Source organism: Bacillus sp. FSL W8-0519 (genome assembly GCF_038005585.1).
In the GTDB taxonomy this organism is placed as follows: domain Bacteria; phylum Bacillota; class Bacilli; order Bacillales; family Bacillaceae_G; genus Bacillus_A; species Bacillus_A paranthracis.
This window is the reverse complement of record NZ_JBBOTL010000001.1, coordinates 3,360,935-3,382,852: the sequence shown is the minus strand read 5'-3', so window position 1 is coordinate 3,382,852 and position 21,918 is coordinate 3,360,935. Positions and strand designations below refer to the sequence as shown.

The following is a 21,918-nucleotide window of genomic DNA, read 5'->3' as shown; positions in this document are numbered from 1 at the left end:
AAATGGATTGGTATTTTAGCAAGATGTGCTAATAAACTACTCCACCATGATAATAACGTGCCGAAATGTGGTGCGTATATTTTCGTGGTGGAGTTTTTTTATTCTCAAAAAGGGGGAAAGACCATGAATAACAACATGGTTCATATTACAATTGACGGAAAAAAGTATACAGCGGAGCCCGGTTCAACGATATTGGGTGTTATAAATGAGAACGGGATTGAACATCCGCAAATTTGTTACGTGCCAGAAGTAGATCCTATTCAAACATGTGACACTTGTATTGTAGAAGTTGACGGAAAGTTAATGCGCTCTTGTTCGACAGTAGCGACAGAAGGTATGAACATTGAACGTAATTCTACTCGTGCGAAAGAAGCACAAACAGAGGCGATGGATCGGTTACTAGAAAATCATTTATTATACTGTACAGTATGTGACAACAACAATGGGAACTGTAAACTGCATAATACAGCAGAATTAATGGAAATTGAACATCAAAAATATCCTTATGAACCGAAAGTAGATGTAAGTGAAGTTGATATGACGCATCCGTTTTATCGTTATGACCCGAATCAATGTATTGCATGTGGTCAATGTGTAGAGGTGTGTCAAAACTTACAAGTAAATGAAACATTATCGATAGACTGGGAAGCGGAACGCCCACGAGTGATTTGGGATGAAGGAGTAAATATTAATGATTCTTCATGCGTTAGTTGTGGTCAATGTGTAACCATTTGTCCTTGTAACGCTTTAATGGAGAAAACGATGCTCGGTGAAGCTGGATTTATGACGGGACTAAAGCCAGATATTCTTGAACCGATGGTAGATTTAATTAAAGAAGTAGAGCCTGGATATAGCGGTATTTTTGCGGTATCAGAAGTGGAAGCGGCCATGCGTGATACTCGTACGAAGAAAACGAAAACAGTATGTACATTTTGTGGTGTAGGTTGTTCATTTGAAGTGTGGACGAAAGGGCGTAAAATTCTTAAAGTACAACCTTCTTCTGATGCGCCAGTTAACGCAATTTCTACTTGTGTAAAAGGAAAATTTGGTTGGGATTTCGTAAATTCTAAAGAACGAATTACGAAACCTTTAATTCGTAAAAATGGAACGTTTGTTGAATCAACATGGGAAGAAGCGTTGAATGTAGTTGCAAGTAAATTAGGATCGATTAAAGAAGAGTACGGTAAAGATGCTATCGGTTTTATTTCTTCATCTAAAATTACGAATGAAGATAATTATGTGATTCAAAAATTAGCTCGACAAGTATTTGAAACGAATAATATTGATAACTGCTCACGTTATTGTCAATCACCAGCGACAGACGGATTATTCCGTACAATTGGTATGGGCGGAGATGCTGGAACGATTAAAGATATTGCACAATCTGGTCTTGTTATTATTGTAGGTTGTAATCCGACAGAAGGTCATCCTGTTTTAGCTACACGTATTAAACGTGCACATAAATTACACGGACAAAAATTAATTGTGGCTGATCTTCGTAAAACAGAAATGGCAGAGCGTTCAGATGTCTTTATTAGTCCAAAACAAGGAACAGATCAAGTATGGTTAATGGCTGTTACGAAATATATGATTGATCAAGGCTGGCACGATCAACGATTTATTGATGAGAATGTAAATTTCTTTGAAGATTTCAAAGAGAGCCTTACAGCATATACACTTGAATATGCAGAAGAAATGACTGGTATTTCAAAAGAAACACTGATTCAAATGGCTGAAATGATTCGTGATGCAGATGGTACATGTATCCTTTGGGGAATGGGGGTAACGCAAAATACAGGTGGATCTGATACTTCCGCTGCGATTTCAAACTTACTACTTGCAACAGGTAATTATCGTCGTCCAGGCGCTGGTGCATATCCGCTTCGAGGTCATAATAACGTACAAGGTGCTTGTGATATGGGTACTTTACCAGGATGGCTTCCTGGATATCAACACGTTACGAACGATATGGAACGTGCGAAATTTGAAATGGCTTATGGAGTGAAAATTAATAGCGAACCAGGTCTGAATAATATTGAAATGCTTCACGCGATTGACGAAGGGAAAATGAAAGCTATGTATCTTGTCGGAGAAGACATGGCTCTTGTAGACTCTAATGCGAATCATGTACATGAAGTATTATCAAGCCTTGATTTCTTCGTTGTGCAAGATGTTTTCTTATCTAAAACGGCTCAATATGCAGATGTTGTATTACCAGCAGCGCCATCTCTTGAAAAAGAAGGTACTTTTACAAATACAGAGCGTCGTGTTCAAAGACTATATCAAGTTCTTCCTACGCTTGGAGATGCGAAGCCAGACTGGTGGATTGTGCAGGAAGTTGCGAATAAATTAGGTGCAAACTGGAGTTATAGTCATCCAAGTGAAATTTTTGCTGAAATGGCAAGTTTATCACCACTATTTTCACAAGCAAACTATGAAGTATTGGAAGGATGGAATAGTTTCCATTGGGGAAGTTTTGATGGAACGAATACACCGCTTCTTTTCCAAGATGGATTTAACTTCCCGGATAAAAAAGCTCGTTTTGCGATTGCTGACTGGGTGCGCCCAGCTGAATTCCCAGCTGAGTTCGACCTTCATATTAACAATGGTCGTATGCTTGAGCACTTCCATGAAGGGAATATGACAAATAAATCAACAGGTATTCAAACGAAAGTGCCTGGCGTTTTCGTTGAAGTTTCTCCAGCACTTGCAAAAGAACGTGGAGTAAAAACTGGTTCATTAGTCCGTCTTGTCTCTCCGTTTGGAGCGTTAAAATTACGTGCACTTGTAACAGATCGTGTAAAAGCGAATGAGTTATATTTACCGATGAACTCTACAGATAATGAAACAGCAATTAATTTCTTAACAGGTCCTGCCGTTGATACGCGTACGAACACACCTGCTTATAAACAGACGAAAGTGCGTATGGAAGTGCTGGAAGTTGATGGCGAAAATCCGATGCCAAAAGCGAACCCGCGTAATAAAAAACGTCATCCTCAATCTGGTATTGAGGTACATCGTAAGTGGGCACGTCCAGGGTATGTGCATTTAACGGATAAGTAGGAGGAGAAAAATATGGCTGCACCTATAAAAATGATTCAAAAACAAGAATTAACTGAGGAAGAAATAAAACAGAAAAAATTAGACGATTTAAAAGAGCTTCTAGCTAATAATGAAGACGCTCTAAATCAAATGTTTAATATAGTAGGGGAATTGAATGATATTGGCATGCTAGAAGCAGCAAATTCTATGCTAAAGGCGAAAGAACCAATCGCAAAGATTGTTCTTGGTCAAGTGACTCGTGAGCCCGTTACAAATTTAATTAATAATATGATGGGGGCTGCGGGTGCTTTAACAGAACTTGATCCGGAGCTTACGAAAAAGCTTATAGGTAGCTTATTGGTAGGGCTAGAAGAAGGTAATGAACATCTAGAGAGTAATAAAAAGGTAGGGGTATTCGATCTTATGAAAGTATTGAAAGACCCAGACATTAACCGTGCTATCGGATTTGGGCTTCATTTCTTAAAAGGTATGGGTAAAGGGTTAAAAGACGAGTAACCTTCACGAAGTGAATCTTTTCGCCCAAATGTGTGTACGAAATAGTTTGGGCGGAAGGCTCATTTTGGTAAAATATATAATAAAGTAAAATGAGGCTTTTTGGGAGGTATAATTGTATGTCAAAAAAAGTACATGAATTTAATGATATGATTCGAAAACTTCGAAAGGAACTTTTCGGAAAAGGGCCAGAACGAATTCATACTGTTTTTGCTGAAAATATGGCGATTGCGACTCTTTATGGAAACTTAACACCTACTGAAAAATTCATTTCAAGTACGATGGACGGTGCGGAAATGGTTCATATGGCTAGAACGAAAATGATTCAAGAAGTATATGCCGCGAATTCCCGTGAACATTTGGAGGAACTTGTTGGAGCGAAATTAGTGAACCTATTTTCAGATATGAAAGTAGAAGAAGATATTGCAGTTTCGGTATTTGTTTTTGATAAAAATATAACGTGAGAGAAGGATACTGATCGTGAAACCGATACAGGTAGAAAGAGAAATCTTTCGTTATGAACAAGGGGCGTTTAAACATATAGAGGACAGCATTGTAACAGAGTTTCCAGTCACGATTAAAATGAACGGACAGGAGTTTGTTACAATGGTTAGTACTCCAGAATATATAGAAGATATGGTAATAGGCTTCTTAGCATCTGAAGGAATCATTCGGAAGTATGAAGATATTGATGACATATGGGTACAAGAGAAAGAAGGATTTGTACATGTCACGACGGCAAAAGTAAATCCGTATTACGAACAAATGCAAAATAAACGTTATATTACTTCATGCTGTGGTATGAGTAGACAAGGATTTGTTTTTGCAAATGATGCACTAAGCGCAAAGAAAATGGATGGCGTCCATGTACAGGTTACTGCAGAAGATTGTTTTCGATTAATGAAAGAAATGCAGCAATCTGCGGAGACATTTCGTCATACAGGGGGCGTTCATAATGCATCTTTGTGCAATGTGAATGGTATTATTTTAAGTCGAATGGATATCGGAAGGCATAATGCGTTAGATAAAATTTACGGTTATTGTTTAAAAAATAATATTTCTATAAGAGATAAAATCATTGTTTTTAGCGGTCGTATTTCTTCGGAAATATTATTGAAAGTTGCAAAAATTGGTTGTGAAATTATACTGTCAAAATCAGCTCCAACTGAGTTGGCTTTACAGCTAGCTGAAGAATTAGGTATTACTACGATAGGATTTATTCGGAATGAATCCTTAAATGTATATACGCATCCGGAGCGTGTTTTAAATATAAAATAAGTAAAAGCGAGGCAATAAATATGAAATCTGTCACATTAGACAAACTACAACGTCCGTTAAAGGATTTACGTATTTCAGTTACTGATCGCTGTAATTTTCGCTGTCGATATTGTATGCCAGAAGAAATATTTGGTCCTGATTACTCGTTTTTGTCTAATGATAAAATTTTATCTTTTGATGAAATTGAAAGGATAACGCGTATTTTCGTTTCTTTAGGTGTTAGAAAATTACGGATTACAGGCGGAGAACCGTTACTTCGAAGAGGTCTTCCGCAGCTTATCGAGCGCCTGAATAAAATAGATGGTGTGGAGGATATCGGTTTAACAACTAATGGATCGTTACTTAAAAAGTTTGCTCCTGATTTATATAAGGCGGGTTTATCACGTGTGACAGTTAGTTTAGATTCCTTAGAAGAAGAGCGGTTTTTCTATTTGAATGGTAATAGAAGCAAAGTACAAAGGGTTCTGGAAGGAATACAAGCTGCAGCTGAAGTCGGTATGAAAATTAAAATAAACATGGTCGTTCAAAAGGGGAAAAACGAACAGGATATCTTGCAGATGGCGCAATACTTTAAGGAAAATAAACATATTCTTCGTTTTATTGAGTATATGGACGTTGGAAATTATAACGGTTGGGATTTAAAAGAGGTTGTCTCTAAACAAGAAATAGTAGATACGATTCATCAAGTTATGCCATTAGAACGAATAGAAGCGAATTATGCAGGAGAGGTTGCGACTCGCTATCGTTATATTGGAAGTGATGAAGAAATAGGTATTATTTCATCAGTAACAGACTCCTTCTGCTCCTCATGTACGAGAGCTCGTATTTCTGCAGAAGGAAAATTATATACTTGTTTGTTCGCTTCTAAAGGAAATGATTTGAGAGAACTGCTTCGATCAGAATACACTGACGAGGAAATAACAGATGTCGTACGCGATATATGGAACAAACGAGAAGATCGTTATTCAGATGAACGGTTAAGTAATAGTAATAAAAAAGCTATGCCTAAAATTGAAATGTCACATATCGGTGGTTAATATAAAGTTGACATAAAAGTGAAAAATGGAAGGTGTACAAGAATTGTAGATTTTCTATTTTATAGTAAAAGTGATGATTGATCTCTCTGTAAAAGATGTGCAGAGAAATTAAGCAGCATTCAAAAACCTTTATTTTGAAGAGGTTTTTTGAAGCTGCTTTTTTATTTGGAGAAAATGGAGGAATTGGTAATGTCATTTCATAAACCGGAACAAATTGCTGAGCTTGTTATTGAGGCCGGTGTTCAAAAAGTAAGTCAGACCTTGCCAGCAATGCTTATTCTCGGTTTTTTAGGAGGAGCATTTATTTCGCTCGGTTTTTTACTTAACATTCGCGTTTTAGGTAATTTACCTGAGCGCTGGGGGAGTTTAGTAAATGTTTTAGGAGGCGCGGTTTTTCCTGTTGGACTCATGCTCGTCGTATTAGCAGGAGGAGAATTAATTACCGGAAATATGATGTCAATGTCTATGGCGCTTTATGCAAAGAAAATTACATTGGTTAGTGTGCTAAATAACTGGATTTGGATTACTTTCATGAATTTTGTAGGAGCTATTTTCGTAGCGTATTGTTTCGGTCATCTTGGCGGATTAACAGAGGGGGATTATTTAAATAAAACGGTAGCGATAGCAGAAGGCAAGTTACATGAATCTTTTGGAAGAACTTTAATTTTAGCAATTGGGTGTAATTGGCTCGTTTGTTTGGCGCTTTGGCTCGCTTATGGGACGAGTGATTTTGTCGGAAAAATAATCGGAATTTGGATTCCAATAATGGCATTTGTAGTGATTGGATTTCAGCAAGTAGTAGCAAATATGTTCGTCATCTCAGCAGTCATTTTTGCAGGGCATCTGACGTGGATGGATCTTGCTAGAAATTTTGTTCCTGTTTTTATCGGGAATGTAATTGGAGGAGCTGGATTTGTTGGGTTTGCTTACTATGCTTGTTATCAAAAACAGCATTCTAATATGAAATAGAGTTCGTGAGAGGAAGGGTATGTAATGGCTGAGCGGTATTCACGACAACAGTTGTTCAAACCGATTGGGGGTAGAGGACAAGAAAAGATTCGAAATAAACATGTGTTAATTGTAGGGGCAGGCGCATTAGGAAGTGCAAGTGCTGAAAGTTTCGTACGTGCAGGCATTGGGAAGTTGACGATTATTGATCGTGATTATGTTGAATGGAGTAATTTACAAAGACAACAACTGTACTCTGAAGAAGATGCGAGAGAGAAATTGCCAAAAGCAATCGCTGCTAAAAATCGGCTAGAAAAACTTAATTCGGAAGTACAAATAGATGCTTTCGTAATGGATGCATGTGCAGAAAACTTGGAAGGACTATTAGAAAATGTTGATGTAATAATTGATGCAACAGATAATTTCGATATCCGATTTATAATAAATGATTTATCACAAAAATATAATATCCCGTGGGTATATGGTTCTTGCGTTGGCTCGTACGGTATGAGTTATACAATTATTCCGCAAGAGACACCGTGTTTACATTGTGTGCTGAAGAACGTTCCAGTTACAGGTGTGACGTGTGATACAGCTGGAATTATTAGTCCGACTGTTCAAATCGTTGCAGCATATCAAGTGGCGGAAGCACTCAAAATTTTAGTAGAAGATTTTGCAGCAATTAGAAAACCATTTTTTATGTTTGATATATGGAGTAATCAAAACCATTTTATAAAACTAGGAAAAATCAAGACAGACGATTGCCCTTCGTGCGGTTTGAATCGAACTTATCCTTATTTATCATACGAAAATCAAACGAAGGTAGCTGTTTTGTGCGGAAGAAATACAGTTCAAATTAGAACGGTAGAAAGTAGACAGTACAATTTTGATGATATAGAAAAAGTATTAAAAAAACTGGGGGAAGTAGATCGGAATCCGTATTTACTATCTTGCCAACTAGATGAGTACCGCGTCGTTATTTTTCGAGATGGTCGTGTTTTCATTCATGGTACAAATGATATTTCAAAAGCGAAACAGTTATATTATCGCGTATTCGGTTAATAGAAAGGGTTGTCAATAATGGAAAGAAGAGTGCCAATTACGGTTGAAGAAGCTGTTCGTAAAGTAATGGAATTTGCTAATGAGGGTTTAAAGGAGCTACTACCTATTGAATTAGCTTATGGACGTGTATTAGCGGAGGATTTAGTAGCTGACTATGACGTACCTTCATTCAATCGTTCCCCGTATGACGGATTTGCTATTAGAGCAGAAGATACGAATTTAGCAAGTTATGAAACGCCAATTGTATTTGAAGTAGTGGGTGAAATTGGTGCAGGATCGCTATTCGATGAGAAAGTAGGTCCGTTTCAAGCAGTTCGAATTATGACGGGAGCGCAAATTCCGAATGGATGTGATGCAGTTGTTATGCTAGAGCTGACTCGTCAATATGAGGAGGCTGGCAGTAAGTATATGGAATTGAAGCGGTCATTCAAAGCGGGCGATAATATTTCTTTTCAAGGTGAAGATGCTCGTAAAGGAGCGGTTCTTGTAAAGAAAGGAACATACATTAATCCAGGTATTTCAGCTCTTCTTGCTACATTCGGGTATAGCGAGGTGCCAGTTGCGAGAAAGCCTGTAGTTGGACTATTAGCGACTGGCAGTGAATTACTGGATGTAAACGATTCATTACAGCCAGGGAAAATCCGAAATAGTAATACGTATATGATATTGTCTCAAATCCGAAGAGCAGGCGGAAGAGTAAAATATTTTGGGAAGTTTAGCGATGATTTTCATACGTGTTTTACGGCTGTAAAAGAAGCATTAAGCCAAGTAGATATGCTCATTACAACAGGTGGTGTATCCGTAGGGGATTACGATTATTTGCCAGCTATATACGAAAAATTAGGTGCATCAGTTCTTTTTAATAAAGTTGCAATGAGGCCAGGAAGTGTTACGACTGTAGCGCAATTAAATGGCAAGTTATTATTCGGTTTATCAGGAAATCCATCTGCTTGTTACGTAGGATTTGAATTGTTTGTAAGACCTTGTATTCGAACGTATATGTTTAGTGAAAAAGCACATGTGAAAAGAGAAAAAGCGTTATTAGGAGAAGACTTTTTAAAGCCAAATCCATTTACAAGATTTGTACGAGGAAAACTAACATATAACGAAGGGCAGTTAATCGCTTATCCGTCAGGGTTTGATAAATCTAGCTCAGTTTCTTCTCTAGCAGAGACAAATATATTTATTGTACTTCCAGGTGGTACGAGAGGGTATAAAAAAGATATGTTCGTAGATGTTCTCTTGTTGGAAGATAACGAAGGTAGTGAATGGCCTTGGACATTTTATAAAGTGAGAGGTGATTCTAATGGGACAAGTGCTATTTGAAATTGTAGATATACCGATTGTAGTTGAAGAAGTAACAAATAAGGTTGCAAGAAGAGACGCAGGTGCGATTACAACTTTTATTGGTACAGTGAGAGAATTAACAAAAGGAAGACGAACGCTACATTTAGAGTATGAAGCATATGAAACGATGGCAGTAAAACAACTTATGAGAATTGGTGAAGAAATTAGTGAAAGATGGCCGGACGCAAAAATAGCAATTACGCACCGAGTAGGACGGCTAGAAATAATGGATATTGCGGTAGTCATCGCAGTTTCATCACCGCATCGCAAAGTAGCTTATGAAGCGAATGAATACGCAATTGAACGTATAAAGCGAATCGTCCCAATATGGAAAAAAGAATTTTGGGAAGATGGGACGATGTGGATTGGCGATCAACTTGAAAATACACCATATCCAGCAGGAAAACCGAAGAAGGAAGAATGAGAAAATGATTACAATTTTACTGTTTGCAAATTTGCGTGAGGAAGTCGGGTTAGATCGATTCGTAATTTCCGAAAAACAAGAAATGACTGTGCAGCAATTAAAAGAATGGCTCAAAGCAAACTATAGTTTACAATCGCTTGATAGAGTGATGGTGGCTGTTAATGAAGAGTTTGTAACGAATGAAGAGATGATACGAGCTGGAGATATTGTCGCATTCATCCCGCCTGTTAGTGGTGGATAATAAGCGTTTCTTGAAACGATAAGAAGATGCTATATATAAATTCGAATACGAGAAGGGATGAGTTCTATGCTTACTCAAGAAAAAATAATGAATGCGTTAAAACACGTAGAGGATCCAGAATTACACAAAAGTATTGTGGAGTTAAACATGGTTAGAAATATACAAATGAATGGAACAGAGGTTAAACTTGAAGTAGTGCTAACGATTCAAGGGTGTCCGTTAAAATCAAAAATTCAACAAGATATTGAAGAATCGCTTCACGCAATTGGTGCCTCTAAAGTGGCTGTAACATTTAGTTCTATGACAAAAGAAGAACGTGCAGTCTTAACAGAGAAGTTAAAGAAAAATACTAGAACAGAAACTGGTATGCCAAGCATGCTTCGTCCTGATTCAGGAGTACAATTTCTTACTGTAACGAGCGGAAAAGGTGGAGTCGGAAAATCAACTGTAACAATTAATCTTGCAACAGCTTTAGCTCGTATGGGCAAAAAAGTGGGGATATTAGATGCAGATATATATGGTTTTAGCATTCCAGCTATGATGGAAACGAATCAAAAACCAACGATGATTGATCAAACAGCAATTCCAGTTATTAGTCACGGTGTTAAAATTATGTCTATGGGATTTTTTACAGAAGGAAATAATCCGGTTATGTGGCGCGGACCGATGTTAAATAAATGGATTCAAAATTTCCTTGCGAATACGCACTGGGGAGAATTAGATTATTTACTTCTTGATTTACCACCTGGTACAGGAGATGTTGCTATTGATGTTGCAGCAATGATTCCGCAGGCGAAAGAAATTATCGTTACAACACCACATAATGTAGCTTCATTCGTAGCATCTAGAGTAGGCGTAATGGCAAAACATACGAAACACGAGATTTTAGGTATTGTGGAAAATATGGCTTATTATGAAGAACAAGATGGATCGAAAAATTATCTGTTTGGAAAAGGCGGCGGCGAAATGTTAGCAGAACAATTGCAAACAGAAGTAATCGCACAAGTACCTTTTGCAAAACGTGAAGAAAATAACGGTTCATCTGTATATGATGAAGATTCTCTTGTTGGAGAAGTGTTTACAGCGTTAGCAGAAGATATTATTTATAAAGGATAGAGGAGGAATTTTATTATGGGGTGTAATATTGATCATTCTATTGAAGATGTAATGAATAAACTTGAAAGTCAAAAGAGTTTTTTATCTGAAGAGATTTTTAAAGGATTAAAAAATTTTTTGCAAGGTAATCACTCACAAGAAATATTAAATGATGTCTTTCATCTTCTAAAAAAGTATGACTTAGTTAGTGAAGAAGAAAGAGAGACGAGAAATACTCAATTATTGCTGATTATAAAATAAATAAGCTTTGGCTTTTGTTTTGTAACAGGAGGGGTAAATGTAATGAATATGAAGAAGATGATTGAAACGATAGAAGCAACAAAAATGACTGATGAAGAATTATCGATTGCTCATTTACATCAAAAGCTCGTGAAGCTATATAGTCAAAAAAATGTTGCTCATTATACGGAGTTATTAAAATATATTTTATCCTTATCCGTGCAGCTTGATTTACATTTCGTATTGAAATATTTTGGTGTGCGACCGGTTGTTGCTATAGACGAGCGTATGCAATTTCAAGAGATATTTAAATGTTTAGCTAATAAGGATGATAATGGGGAATGGTTTTTACATTTCGTTTCTTTATATGTAGGGCTAATTGTAGTTCTTCACTTTGATGAAAAAGTGATTGAGAGAAGTTTTTTTGATGCTATGGTAGTGGGTGAAGGGAATGAAATATAAGGATCTTGCCCATAACATCTTTCTATTTAATAGCTATAATTAGTCTTTTGATTGGCTATGTAAATATGAAGGTAACGAATTAATAAAAAGTGTTCTTCAGTTGTTTCCATCGTTTTTTCATGTTACCATTAAGCGAATTTTTCATAGGGAGAGAAAGCGATGAAATGGATTTATTTTATTCTTATTAATGTTATAGCTTTTAGCCTTATGGGGCTTGATAAACGAAAAGCGAAGAAGAAACAGTGGAGAACGCCAGAAAGTACGTTGTTTTTATCAGCAGCAGCTGGGGGAGCAGTTGGAGCTTGGATTGGTATGTATATGTTTCATCATAAAACTCATAAAAAGAAATTTGTTTTCGGCATACCGTTACTTGTTGTAATAACGGTATGTTTATTATTCGTTGTATGAGAAATGTCGAAAGAAATGCAGATTGATTATTGGTAAAGTGAGCACGTGGGAACGTATAATGGAGAAAAAATGAGAAGAGGAGAAAAAGGAAGATGGGGAGTCAATCAGCAGAGCAAAAAAAAGGGATTATATATGCGGCTGGTGCGTATACGATGTGGGGAATACTACCAATCTATTGGAAATGGGTTGAGGAAGTCCCAGCAGATGAAATATTAGCACACCGCATCGTTTGGGCATTCGTGTTTATGTTAATCGTATTAGGTGTTACGAAGAGATTTCGTCAGTTTATTGGAGAGTTCGTGAATCTTTTTAAACGACCTAAATTATTAATGTCATTAACAATAGCTTCAGTCTTGATTAGCGGAAACTGGTTTGTCTACATATGGGCCGTTAATCATAATCATGTCATTGAAGCAAGTCTTGGCTATTATATTAATCCGCTTATTAGTATTTTACTTGGTACAGTCGTTTTAAAGGAAAAGTTAAACTTTTGGCAATACGTTGCAGTTGGCTTAGCTGGAGTAGGGGTTATCATTTTAACAGTACGTTTCGGGGCTATTCCGTGGGTTTCTTTATCACTTGCCCTTTCATTTGGATTATATGGATTAACAAAAAAAATGTTAAACTATGATGCGACAATTGGACTTACGATGGAAACGATGTTAGTAACGCCGTTTGCGATTATTTATTTAGTAATGACAGGAGTACATGGTTTCGGCTCATTTGGCTCGATCTCAATGTCATCGACATTACTATTAATAGGAGCGGGCATTGTTACAGCATTGCCACTTTTTTATTTTGCAAAAGGAGCCCAACTTATTCCGCTTTATATGGTAGGTTTTTTACAATATATTGCACCAACAATTAGTTTGATTTTAGGTGTATTCGTATTTGGTGAACATTTCACATCTACTCATATGATTGCATTTTTCTGTATATGGGTTGCATTAGTTGTATTCTCGGTAGCGAAAACAAAGTTCTTGGTGCAGAAACAACCGAAATTTATAAAAAATAAATCAGCAAAAGTATCGTAATGCGTAGTATTTTCTACGCATTTTTCTTTATACTGATACTATAGGATTTCCATTATAGCTAGTAGGGAGCTGAGAACGTGGAAACGATTTTACATAACGATCCGCTTATGGCCGCTGTAATTTCATGGTTTTTAGCACAATTAACGAAAGTAGTCTTTAAATTATTTAAAACGGGTGAATTTGATTTTGCAAAGTTCTTCGCTTCAGGTGGGATGCCAAGTTCTCATGCTTCAACTGTTACAGCACTGGCGACAGGTGTTGGCGTTGTGGAAGGTGTGGAAAGTACTTTATTTGCAATTGCTGCTATTTTTGCCATTATAGTTATGTATGACGCTTCAGGAGTAAGGCTTGCAGTAAGTAAACAGGCGAAAATATTGAATGAGTTTTTTCACGGTAGACAAACAGAATATAAGAAGTTAAATGAACTTGTCGGGCATACACCGTATGAAGTAGTAGTTGGTGCTTTATTAGGGATTATTGTCGGAGTAGGATATTGTTTATGAGCAGAACATTTTATATGTTCTGCTTTTCTTTGTATTCATACATATTCAGCTACCTTCTTGAATATCGTTATACGGATTTCGAAAGGGTGGGTGAGTAACTTGTTATTATACGAAAAAGCGCATGAAGAAATAGTGAGAAGAGCAACTGCACTTCAAACAATGCAATGGCAAGATGGTACGTGGCGATTTTGTTTTGAAGGAGCTCCATTAACAGATTGCCATATGATTTTTTTATTAAAATTATTAGGTAGAGATAAAGAGACAGAACCGTTCGTAGAAAGAGTAGCATCACTTCAAACAAATGAAGGAACGTGGAAATTGTATGAAGATGAAGTGGGAGGTAATTTATCAGCTACCATTCAATCTTATGCCGCCTTACTTGCTTCGCAAAAATATACAAAAGAAGATGCGAATATGAAGCGAGCGGAAAATTTCATTAAGGAACGCGGAGGCGTGGCGCGTGCTCATTTTATGACAAAGTTTTTATTAGCAATTCATGGAGAATATGAATATCCTTCACTCTTTCATGTACCAACACCAATCATGTTTCTACAGAATGATTCCCCCCTCAGTATATTTGAATTGAGTAGCTCAGCACGTATCCATTTAATTCCGATGATGGTGTGTTTAAATAAAAGATTTCGAGTAGGGAAAAAGTTATTGCCAAATTTAAATCACATTGCGGGCGGGGGCGGAGAATGGTTTCGGGAGGATCGGTCTCCTTTGTTTCAAACGTTATTAAGTGATGTAAAACAAATTATCTCGTATCCACTTTCGTTACATCATAAAGGATATGAGGAAGTCGAACGTTTCATGAAAGAGCGTATTGATGAAAATGGAACGTTATATAGTTACGCAACTGCCTCGTTTTATATGATTTATGCTTTACTTGCGTTAGGGCATTCTCTTCAATCATCAATGATTCAAAAGGCTATAGCTGGTATAACATCTTATATATGGAAGATGGAAAGAGGGAGTCACTTGCAAAACTCTCCTTCAACTGTATGGGATACGGCTTTACTCAGCTATGCGTTACAAGAGGCACAAGTTCCGAAAGATCACAAGATGATTCAACAGACAATAACATATTTATTAAAAAAACAGCATACAAAAAAAGCTGATTGGAGCGTACATGCTCCCGCACTTACTCCTGGCGGTTGGGGTTTTTCGGATGTAAATACGACAGTTCCAGATGTTGATGATACAACTGCTGTACTAAGAGTGTTGGCAAGAAGTAGAGAGAATGAAAAGGTAAATAATGCTTGGCAGAAAGGGATTGATTGGGTTAAAGGATTACAAAATAATGATGGGGGCTGGGGAGCGTTTGAAAAAGGTGTGACGAGCAAATTATTAGCAAATTTACCAATCGAAAATGCAAGTGATATGATTACAGATCCTTCCACACCAGATATTACAGGAAGAGTGTTAGAGCTTTTCGGGACATATACGCAAAATGAATTACCTGAGAAACAAAAACAAAGTGCGATAAATTGGTTAATGAATGCACAAGAGGAAAATGGATCATGGTATGGGAAATGGGGGATTTGTTATATATATGGTACGTGGGCTGTTATGACAGGTTTACGGTCACTCGGAATTCCATCTAACAATCCATCATTGAAACGAGCAGCTTTATGGCTTGAACATATACAGCATGAAGATGGTGGATGGGGAGAATCATGCCAAAGTAGTATGGAGAAAAGATTCATTACTTTACCATTTAGTACACCATCTCAAACAGCATGGGCGTTAGATGCTCTCATTTCTTACTATGATACAGAAACGCCAGCTATTCGAAAAGGCATTTCATATTTGCTTGCGAATCCTTATGTGAATGAAAAATATCCTACTGGAACAGGTTTACCTGGTGGGTTTTATATTCGTTATCATAGCTATGCCCAAATTTATTCGCTACTTACTTTGGCACATTATACAAAAAAATATAGAAAATAAACCGAGAGATATCTCTCGGTTTATTTTGTTGGGTAGTAGGTCCCTGTTGAAAAGAATAAGGTTGTGCTTTCCTTATTTTTCAGTTGACTGGCGTTTTTGACGTGCATCAGCGGCATTTGCACGTGCGTTTGCTTCTAAGTCATTGTGGTCAGCAAGTTCACGAGAGAACTCTACATCAATGCCATCAGTAGCTTTGTTTTGTTTGAAATTTTTTTTGTTCATTCGACACAATCTCCTTGCACTTTATCCCGCTTTAATGGGCAGTAAGACCCCCACCTTAAAATTTAGTGAAAGCAAAGAAGTGAGGTGGGGAATCAACTGCCCATAAAAGTCCGATTGGTGAGGGCTGATAATCAGTGGGGATGAAGAAAATCCCACTGATTAAAGTTGCACTTTATGCGACGTTGCAAAGTTAGTTTGACACAAATAGACTTTTTTATACAAAGAGGAATTGGAAAGTAAAAAGCCGAAATATACAGTATAAGTAATAGAAATGGGGGATAGGTATGGAGTTTTTAAACGGGAAAACAGCTGTTGTAACAGGAGCTGCACAGGGAATTGGAAAAGAGATTGCAAGGGTGTATGCAAAACTAGGGGCGAAAGTATTAATTAGCGATGTAAATGAAGAGAAATTACAAAAAACGACACGTGAGTTCTTGGATGAAGGATATGAAGTGAGCTTATATCGATGTGATGTGAGTAATCAAAATGAAGCAAAGTCGTTAATTGAATATGCCGTTCAAAAATTCGGGACATTACATATTTTGGTGAATAACGCTGGGATTACAAGGGATGCAATGTTACATAAAATGGAGAAGTCTGCTTGGGAACAAGTATTACAAGTGAACTTAACTGGAGTTTTTTATTGTATGCAACCAGCGCTGCTTTACATGAGACAACAAGGGTATGGACGTATTATTAATATATCTTCAATTAGTAGAGAAGGAAACATAGGTCAAGCAAACTATGCAGCTACGAAGGCAGGCGTTGTAGGTTTAACGAAAACGGCAGCGAAAGAAGTTGGAAATTTCGGTATTACGTGTAATGCGATTTGCCCAGGATTTATGGATACAGATATGACAAAAACGATACCAGATAAAGTGAAAGAAAAGATGGTCGGCGCGATTCCGGTTGGTAGAATTGGAACGCCAGAAGATATTGCGAACGCAGCTGCCTTCTTAGCATCAGAATACGCATCCTATATTACAGGAGAAGTATTAAATGTGAGCGGGGGACTGCAAGTTTAAAGACATACATAATGAAAAGAACCTGACCTATCCGGTCAGGTTCTTTCTCTTTAATTTAAGTTAAGCCAAACGCTCTTCACTTCTGTATAGTTATTTAATGCATAAGATCCCATTTCACGGCCAAGACCGGATTGTTTAAATCCTCCAAATGGAGATGCTGCATCAAAGACGTTATAACAGTTTACCCATACTGTACCAGCACGTACTTTACTTGCAACGTAGTGTGCTGTTTTAACATTTTCTGTCCACACACCAGCTGCTAAGCCGAATTGTGATTTATTTGCACGTTCAATTACTTCATCAATATCGTTAAACGGTATAGCAGAAATAACTGGACCGAAAATTTCTTCTTTTGCAATCGTCATTTCATCATTTACGTCAGCGAATACTGTAGGAGAAACGAAGTAGCCTTGATCAAATGGATTACTTCCTCCGCAAAGTACTTCAGCACCTTCTTCAATCCCTTTTTCGATGTAGCCCATTACACGTTTTTGTTGTTCTTCGGAAACGAGAGGACCGATTGTAGTTTCTGGACTTAAGCCAGCACCTTGATTTAATTTTTTAGAGTAAAGGACAAGGTCAGCCATGACATTATCATACATTTTCTTCGGAACAAATAAACGTGATCCAGCAGAGCATACTTGTCCTTGGTTAAACATAACACCAGAAAGTGCACCAGGAATCGCGCGAGATAAATCAGCATCTGGCAAGATGATATTTGGTGATTTACCGCCTAACTCAAGTGTAACACGCTTTAATGTTTCATATATACACGATATAGGTCATAATAAAAAACAAATATAAAAAAGATAAAAGAAGTATTGATATAAAAGGAATAAAGGAGTATTTTTAAAATAGCCCAATATACAATTTAATGGACAAAATAGAAGTAATGAAATAAGATAGAGATAGATACTATTTAAGAGAAAAGATAATAGTAAAAGTAATCATATTAAACAAAAATAAAAGAGAGTACATAGGGAGAATTTCTTTTATGAATAAGGGGAAGTGAATGAAGTAATGGATTATAAATTTGTAAGTAAAGAAACTACTGTAAATGAAATGATTAGAGGGAAAATGAGAAATATAAAAGTGATTACAATAGGTGTACTAGAGGAAAGTACAGGTATTGTATATCCACACCCTATATCAGAATTCATAAAAAGACAGTATGAGTTTTATGGAAAATCATTAAACAGTTCGGATGCACCTGCAAGGGTAGTATGTCGCTTCTTGAATTTTTGTTTACGAAAGATTGAAGAAGGACATGAAGAGTTTATTGATTTGAAAGATAAGGGAATCAATGGATTAGAACGTAAACATGGTAGTCAATATTTAACACATTGTTCTTTAGAGGGATTGCAAAAAACAACAGTAGAACAGTATGAAAAATATCTTTCTAGACTGTATGTATTTTTGAAGAAAATGAATTGGATAGAAGAAGCTTTTCCTTTAGAGGAGAAAAAGAATTTTAATGGTGATAAAAAGGCTTATCATTCAGTATTTAGAGACCCAAGTCTAGGAACAAGATTCCCTTCGAGAAATACTAGTAAAAGAAAAGTGGCTAAGTTGAAAGATTTTGGAGAAGACCGAAATCAATTAACAACACACTTTATTCGAACAGCTATGAATGTTGCAGAAGATATAGCTCTAGGATTATGTTTTCAATTTTATGGCGGATTGAGAAGAGGGGAAGTTGTTAATGTTTCTAGAGGGGATTTGATTGTAAGCGAAGGCGAATCAATGGAAGTACAAATAAGGGATAATCGTAACAATTTCTTTTCTCGTCTAAAGGATACAAAAACAGAGAATCCAAAGAGGCTTAACTATTTACAAACAGATATGTGTCGGCAAACGATTTTAGATAATGATCTTGTTTGGGAAGTCTATCGAAAACATAAAAAAAGACTAGATTACATGATTAAGAGTGGGAAGTGTAAGAATCCGAGTGCTTTGTTCCTTGACGGTGACGGAGAAACAATGTCAGGGAAAGTGTATGATCGACGTTTTCAGAAAGTGAAAAAGGCATTTTTAGATTCATTAATGGGGCATAAGGATTATAATCTTTTAGCAGATACGTTTTGGTCAACGCATATCGGTCGAGGAGTCTTTACGAACATGTTAATTGATATGGGATTCACTCCAACGCAATTAGCCATAGCGCGTGGTGATCGAAGCCTAACTTCGGCTATGGAATACATTGACCAAACGCTTACAACGCAGCAAATAGAACAAGCTGTAAACGATTTTAAAAAGTATCCAACAGAAAAATTAGGGATTATTGATTATGACCATGTGAAAAAATGGAAAAAAACGCTATAAGGTGGGGGAACTGGTGGGGCAAGAATGGATTATAAAATCACAAGTAATCGAATGTGGAAAATACAGAAAGATTTCAACATATAATAATGGTTTTAAGCGTTGGGTTGAAGAGGGACACTTAACCGCAAAAGAAGGAAAAGCAAGTAATGGACACTCCGCAACCTTTTTAAATGTAAATGAATTAAATAATTTGATAGTGAAAATAGAAGAAATAGAAGAGGGTTATTTAAACGAAAAAGAAACTATGCAGAGTTTTGGTTTAAAAGAAACATTTACAGGAAAGAGTGTTGGGGGTCGAAAAAGAATAGCTGAACTTATTGCTTTTTGTGATTCTGCAAAAATTGAGTACAAGTACTATGAAAAGGGTTTTAATAAATATTTTTTATATGTGAATAAGAAGCAATTGTTTTACTTTTTCGAAACTCATATAAAAAGTGAAGAGTTAGCAAAAAAATATAATATAAATTTTAAACAATTTGATGTTGTAGAAAAACAAAATAATTTTAAGAGAATACGATTTACTAAATATATATGGTTCTATCGTATAGAGGACGCTAAATACTTTGAGATTTATGATACAAACCTAGATGATTATTATACATTAGAGGAAACGTTCGACATTCTTGGGATGAGTAGACATGAACTTCGGTCTATTACTAAGGAAGAAGGGATAGAACCAATTAAAATGAACAGTATGAAAATTTACTATTCGAAAGAAGATGTAAAAAAGATTACTGAAAAGGTAGAAGAAATGAAAGAAAAGTATTGTTCTCCAAAAGAAATTAAAGAAAAATTTGATATGCAAGTTAAACATGCGGAAATTTTCACACCGATAAAAACAAATGCCATTATGAGACATGTTTTTGGGACGATAGGGAAATATGTTTACTCGGTGGATGAAGTGCAAGAATATAAAAAGAAAATTGATATGCAAGATCAAATAAACAGAATACTTTTAAAAGAAACACCAATAAGAGCATTTGAAAAGTGGTTAGCATTGAAAGAAATTTCATTTTCTAACAATAGTCAATACACTGAACGAGAATGGTATGCACACTGTAAAGAAAAATTAATGTTGGCTACAAGAAGTCGAAAATCTATGAGGTGTTTAATAAGAGATTTTGTTGATTGCACAGAATATTTATCAAACTTGACACTAGAAAAAGAATTATATTCGTTAACTTCTAATGAAATCAACTTAAAATTGTTTAACCATTCAATAGGTGTAGTAAAACAAGAGCGGTTATATGCTTTTTTAAGAGAATTTCATGCGAAATTAAGTGTATATACAAAGAAAAAAGAAGAACGAAAAAAAACATTTGATATAGATAAGGTTATTAATCCTAGTCAGTATGAATCTGAGGAGCGTACAAAAGAAGTATATGAGTATGACGAGTACATAAAAGTATACAAGTATGTCCAAAAAGAGGAACATAAGCATAAAGCGATTTCTGATGCAGAAAAGATTATAAATGGCGATGATGAAAAAAGAATAACTTATTACGCTTCTGCTTGGTTATATGTACTGGCACATATGGGAAATGCCTGGCGACATGGGGATATAATGGACATACCGATGGTTGATTTCGAATCAGTTGGTATTAATTCTCTAGATACATTAAAAGTAAGAGATTTGACAAAAGAAGAAGCAAATTCAATCATTAACCAAATCAAACGAAAAAAATTGATAGTGAATAAAACTGGGGTAACCAATCGTTTCAATTGTCCAGAGGAATTGGTTATTCCATTTGCTACAGCAGTTATTATCTGTTCGATTATTGCTAAAGAACGGACAAGTCTTATCATTTCTGCAAATACTACTGATGCAAGAATCATAGATTTTGGTATACAAGTTGATGACAAGTTCGGTCAAAAGGCTCACAAAGCTTTCTTTGATAATTTTGAAATCAAAGGATTTCAATTTCAAAACCGAAAAATGAATCGCACAGTATTAGTATTAATATACATGGTTCTTGTAAAGAAAGGGAAAGGTAGCGCAGCTTTAGAAATGGCTCAAAGATTACGAGCACATGAGAATTTTGAAACTACTAACATCTATCTGGTGATTCCACAGAATGAACTCGATGCATTAAGTGAAAGTTTGTTTAACCGCAAAAATTTTGGCTACATTCCTGATTTAATGGCTGATATTTTACTTGGGTATACCGAAGATAGAGAGAGAAGAACACAAGAAATAGTAGCAATCAATACAACGTTTGGTGGCATTCATAAACTCGAATCAACGTCTGGATTTATGAATAGGGTTTTAACCGAAAGAAAAAAAGTAGCGGATCAAATTTTCAACATGGGTATAGATAAAGTTACAGATTTAATGTTTGATTTGGAAGTCAATGCTCTTACGAGCAATGAAGAAAATTACCAATGTCTTGTTTCTCCAAACTGTCAAAAACCACATTTGGAATCTTGTAAGGATTGCCCATTCGCTATTCCAAACTTTTATTCACTCTCTTCTCTCGTAGAAGGTTTTAAAACGTCCATTTTGGAGTTTGTTAAAGATTTCGACCCAAATACCTTTGACGGTGAAAAAACGCGTCTTATGAACGTGTTATATAAAGATTTAGACCATGTAGAACGTGCCATGCAAAAGTTTGGGGAAGAGGAAGTATTTCATTTCTTCGAAAGAGGAAAAGAAGAATATAACGAATTAGTAGATTTGATTGGGGAAGTACAAACAAAAACGGGTGAAGATTTTGAAGCGTACCTAACATACAATCCAATTTATTTATCGTAGTGTAGGGGGA

Annotated in this window: 21 protein-coding genes and 1 pseudogene; 20 read left to right on the top strand and 2 right to left on the bottom strand. The window is 36.2% G+C overall.

Going from position 1 to position 21,918, the window contains the following annotated elements; all coding sequences use genetic code 11:
- Window positions 1–123 precede the first annotated feature (123 nt).
- From fdhF to NST14_RS17655, 17 genes are all read left to right on the top strand, one after another.
- A complete protein-coding gene (gene fdhF, locus NST14_RS17735) occupies window positions 124–3,063 on the top strand; it encodes a formate dehydrogenase subunit alpha (protein WP_001063648.1) in 2,940 nt (979 codons plus the stop codon).
- 12 nt (window positions 3,064–3,075) lie between these two features.
- Window positions 3,076–3,558, top strand: coding sequence for a DUF1641 domain-containing protein (locus tag NST14_RS17730; protein ID WP_000729887.1), 483 nt, complete (start codon window positions 3,076–3,078; stop codon window positions 3,556–3,558).
- A gap of 116 nt (window positions 3,559–3,674) precedes the next feature.
- Window positions 3,675–4,019: a DUF2294 domain-containing protein gene (locus NST14_RS17725; protein WP_000039582.1), complete on the top strand. Its 345-nt coding sequence runs from the start codon at window positions 3,675–3,677 to the stop codon at window positions 4,017–4,019.
- 16 nt (window positions 4,020–4,035) lie between these two features.
- Complete coding sequence (fdhD, locus tag NST14_RS17720; RefSeq protein ID WP_000802667.1) at window positions 4,036–4,833, top strand: formate dehydrogenase accessory sulfurtransferase FdhD; 798 nt, start codon at window positions 4,036–4,038, stop codon at window positions 4,831–4,833.
- Between the two features lie 20 nt (window positions 4,834–4,853).
- A complete protein-coding gene (gene moaA, locus NST14_RS17715; RefSeq protein ID WP_048557172.1) occupies window positions 4,854–5,870 on the top strand; it encodes a GTP 3',8-cyclase MoaA in 1,017 nt (338 codons plus the stop codon).
- Between the two features lie 189 nt (window positions 5,871–6,059).
- Window positions 6,060–6,839 (top strand): formate/nitrite transporter family protein, encoded by a 780-nt coding sequence (locus tag NST14_RS17710; protein ID WP_095842749.1) that lies wholly within the window; start codon window positions 6,060–6,062, stop codon window positions 6,837–6,839.
- A gap of 24 nt (window positions 6,840–6,863) precedes the next feature.
- Complete coding sequence (locus tag NST14_RS17705) at window positions 6,864–7,880, top strand: molybdopterin-synthase adenylyltransferase MoeB (protein ID WP_229142866.1); 1,017 nt, start codon at window positions 6,864–6,866, stop codon at window positions 7,878–7,880.
- Window positions 7,881–7,898: 18 nt separating this feature from the next.
- A complete protein-coding gene (gene moeA / locus NST14_RS17700) occupies window positions 7,899–9,206 on the top strand; it encodes a molybdopterin molybdotransferase MoeA (RefSeq protein ID WP_048557169.1) in 1,308 nt (435 codons plus the stop codon).
- Window positions 9,187–9,651, top strand: a complete 465-nt coding sequence (moaE, locus tag NST14_RS17695) for a molybdopterin synthase catalytic subunit MoaE (RefSeq protein ID WP_061131688.1) — start codon at window positions 9,187–9,189, stop codon at window positions 9,649–9,651. Before moeA ends, moaE begins: the two co-directional genes overlap by 20 nt.
- 4 nt (window positions 9,652–9,655) lie before the next feature.
- Window positions 9,656–9,892: a molybdopterin converting factor subunit 1 gene (gene moaD / locus NST14_RS17690; RefSeq protein WP_000628477.1), complete on the top strand. Its 237-nt coding sequence runs from the start codon at window positions 9,656–9,658 to the stop codon at window positions 9,890–9,892.
- Window positions 9,893–9,958: 66 nt separating this feature from the next.
- Window positions 9,959–11,008: a P-loop NTPase gene (locus NST14_RS17685; protein ID WP_000957491.1), complete on the top strand. Its 1,050-nt coding sequence runs from the start codon at window positions 9,959–9,961 to the stop codon at window positions 11,006–11,008.
- 15 nt (window positions 11,009–11,023) lie between these two features.
- Window positions 11,024–11,248 (top strand): hypothetical protein, encoded by a 225-nt coding sequence (locus NST14_RS17680; protein ID WP_000501862.1) that lies wholly within the window; start codon window positions 11,024–11,026, stop codon window positions 11,246–11,248.
- Window positions 11,249–11,290: 42 nt separating this feature from the next.
- Window positions 11,291–11,689, top strand: coding sequence for a hypothetical protein (locus tag NST14_RS17675; protein ID WP_001056287.1), 399 nt, complete (start codon window positions 11,291–11,293; stop codon window positions 11,687–11,689).
- A gap of 159 nt (window positions 11,690–11,848) precedes the next feature.
- Window positions 11,849–12,097 (top strand): DUF1294 domain-containing protein, encoded by a 249-nt coding sequence (locus NST14_RS17670; RefSeq protein WP_000871337.1) that lies wholly within the window; start codon window positions 11,849–11,851, stop codon window positions 12,095–12,097.
- A 92-nt stretch (window positions 12,098–12,189) separates the two neighbouring features.
- A complete protein-coding gene (rarD, locus tag NST14_RS17665; protein ID WP_000535534.1) occupies window positions 12,190–13,131 on the top strand; it encodes an EamA family transporter RarD in 942 nt (313 codons plus the stop codon).
- A 77-nt stretch (window positions 13,132–13,208) separates the two neighbouring features.
- A complete protein-coding gene (locus NST14_RS17660) occupies window positions 13,209–13,634 on the top strand; it encodes a divergent PAP2 family protein (protein WP_000447815.1) in 426 nt (141 codons plus the stop codon).
- Window positions 13,635–13,733: 99 nt separating this feature from the next.
- A complete protein-coding gene (locus tag NST14_RS17655; RefSeq protein WP_229142865.1) occupies window positions 13,734–15,587 on the top strand; it encodes a terpene cyclase/mutase family protein in 1,854 nt (617 codons plus the stop codon).
- 72 nt (window positions 15,588–15,659) lie between these two features.
- Here NST14_RS17655 and NST14_RS17650 read toward each other — a convergent pair whose 3' ends face one another.
- Window positions 15,660–15,809: a YfhD family protein gene (locus NST14_RS17650; protein WP_001035808.1), complete on the bottom strand. Its 150-nt coding sequence runs from the start codon at window positions 15,807–15,809 to the stop codon at window positions 15,660–15,662.
- 284 nt (window positions 15,810–16,093) lie between these two features.
- Between NST14_RS17650 and fabG the strand changes: the two genes are divergently transcribed.
- Complete coding sequence (gene fabG, locus NST14_RS17645) at window positions 16,094–16,834, top strand: 3-oxoacyl-ACP reductase FabG (protein ID WP_000395021.1); 741 nt, start codon at window positions 16,094–16,096, stop codon at window positions 16,832–16,834.
- A gap of 50 nt (window positions 16,835–16,884) precedes the next feature.
- On the opposite strand, the pseudogene dhaS reads toward fabG, so the two are convergent.
- Window positions 16,885–17,598, bottom strand: a pseudogene (gene dhaS / locus NST14_RS17640) (aldehyde dehydrogenase DhaS); the annotation flags it as partial.
- 256 nt (window positions 17,599–17,854) lie between these two features.
- Here dhaS and NST14_RS17635 point away from each other — a divergent pair.
- Complete coding sequence (locus NST14_RS17635) at window positions 17,855–19,156, top strand: site-specific integrase (protein ID WP_086720001.1); 1,302 nt, start codon at window positions 17,855–17,857, stop codon at window positions 19,154–19,156.
- Window positions 19,157–19,169: 13 nt separating this feature from the next.
- Window positions 19,170–21,908, top strand: coding sequence for a MerR family transcriptional regulator (locus NST14_RS17630; protein WP_086719999.1), 2,739 nt, complete (start codon window positions 19,170–19,172; stop codon window positions 21,906–21,908).
- Window positions 21,909–21,918 lie beyond the last annotated feature (10 nt).

Coding starts and splice junctions, on each gene's coding strand:
- fdhF (WP_001063648.1), top strand. CDS start 124: ATGAATAACAACATGGTTCATATTACAATTGACGGAAAAAAGTATACA.
- NST14_RS17730 (WP_000729887.1), top strand. CDS start 3,076: ATGGCTGCACCTATAAAAATGATTCAAAAACAAGAATTAACTGAGGAA.
- NST14_RS17725 (WP_000039582.1), top strand. CDS start 3,675: ATGTCAAAAAAAGTACATGAATTTAATGATATGATTCGAAAACTTCGA.
- moaA (WP_048557172.1), top strand. CDS start 4,854: ATGAAATCTGTCACATTAGACAAACTACAACGTCCGTTAAAGGATTTA.
- NST14_RS17710 (WP_095842749.1), top strand. CDS start 6,060: ATGTCATTTCATAAACCGGAACAAATTGCTGAGCTTGTTATTGAGGCC.
- NST14_RS17705 (WP_229142866.1), top strand. CDS start 6,864: ATGGCTGAGCGGTATTCACGACAACAGTTGTTCAAACCGATTGGGGGT.
- moeA (WP_048557169.1), top strand. CDS start 7,899: ATGGAAAGAAGAGTGCCAATTACGGTTGAAGAAGCTGTTCGTAAAGTA.
- moaE (WP_061131688.1), top strand. CDS start 9,187: ATGGGACAAGTGCTATTTGAAATTGTAGATATACCGATTGTAGTTGAA.
- moaD (WP_000628477.1), top strand. CDS start 9,656: ATGATTACAATTTTACTGTTTGCAAATTTGCGTGAGGAAGTCGGGTTA.
- NST14_RS17685 (WP_000957491.1), top strand. CDS start 9,959: ATGCTTACTCAAGAAAAAATAATGAATGCGTTAAAACACGTAGAGGAT.
- NST14_RS17680 (WP_000501862.1), top strand. CDS start 11,024: ATGGGGTGTAATATTGATCATTCTATTGAAGATGTAATGAATAAACTT.
- NST14_RS17675 (WP_001056287.1), top strand. CDS start 11,291: ATGAATATGAAGAAGATGATTGAAACGATAGAAGCAACAAAAATGACT.
- NST14_RS17670 (WP_000871337.1), top strand. CDS start 11,849: ATGAAATGGATTTATTTTATTCTTATTAATGTTATAGCTTTTAGCCTT.
- rarD (WP_000535534.1), top strand. CDS start 12,190: ATGGGGAGTCAATCAGCAGAGCAAAAAAAAGGGATTATATATGCGGCT.
- NST14_RS17650 (WP_001035808.1), bottom strand. CDS start 15,809: ATGAACAAAAAAAATTTCAAACAAAACAAAGCTACTGATGGCATTGAT.
- fabG (WP_000395021.1), top strand. CDS start 16,094: ATGGAGTTTTTAAACGGGAAAACAGCTGTTGTAACAGGAGCTGCACAG.
- NST14_RS17635 (WP_086720001.1), top strand. CDS start 17,855: ATGGATTATAAATTTGTAAGTAAAGAAACTACTGTAAATGAAATGATT.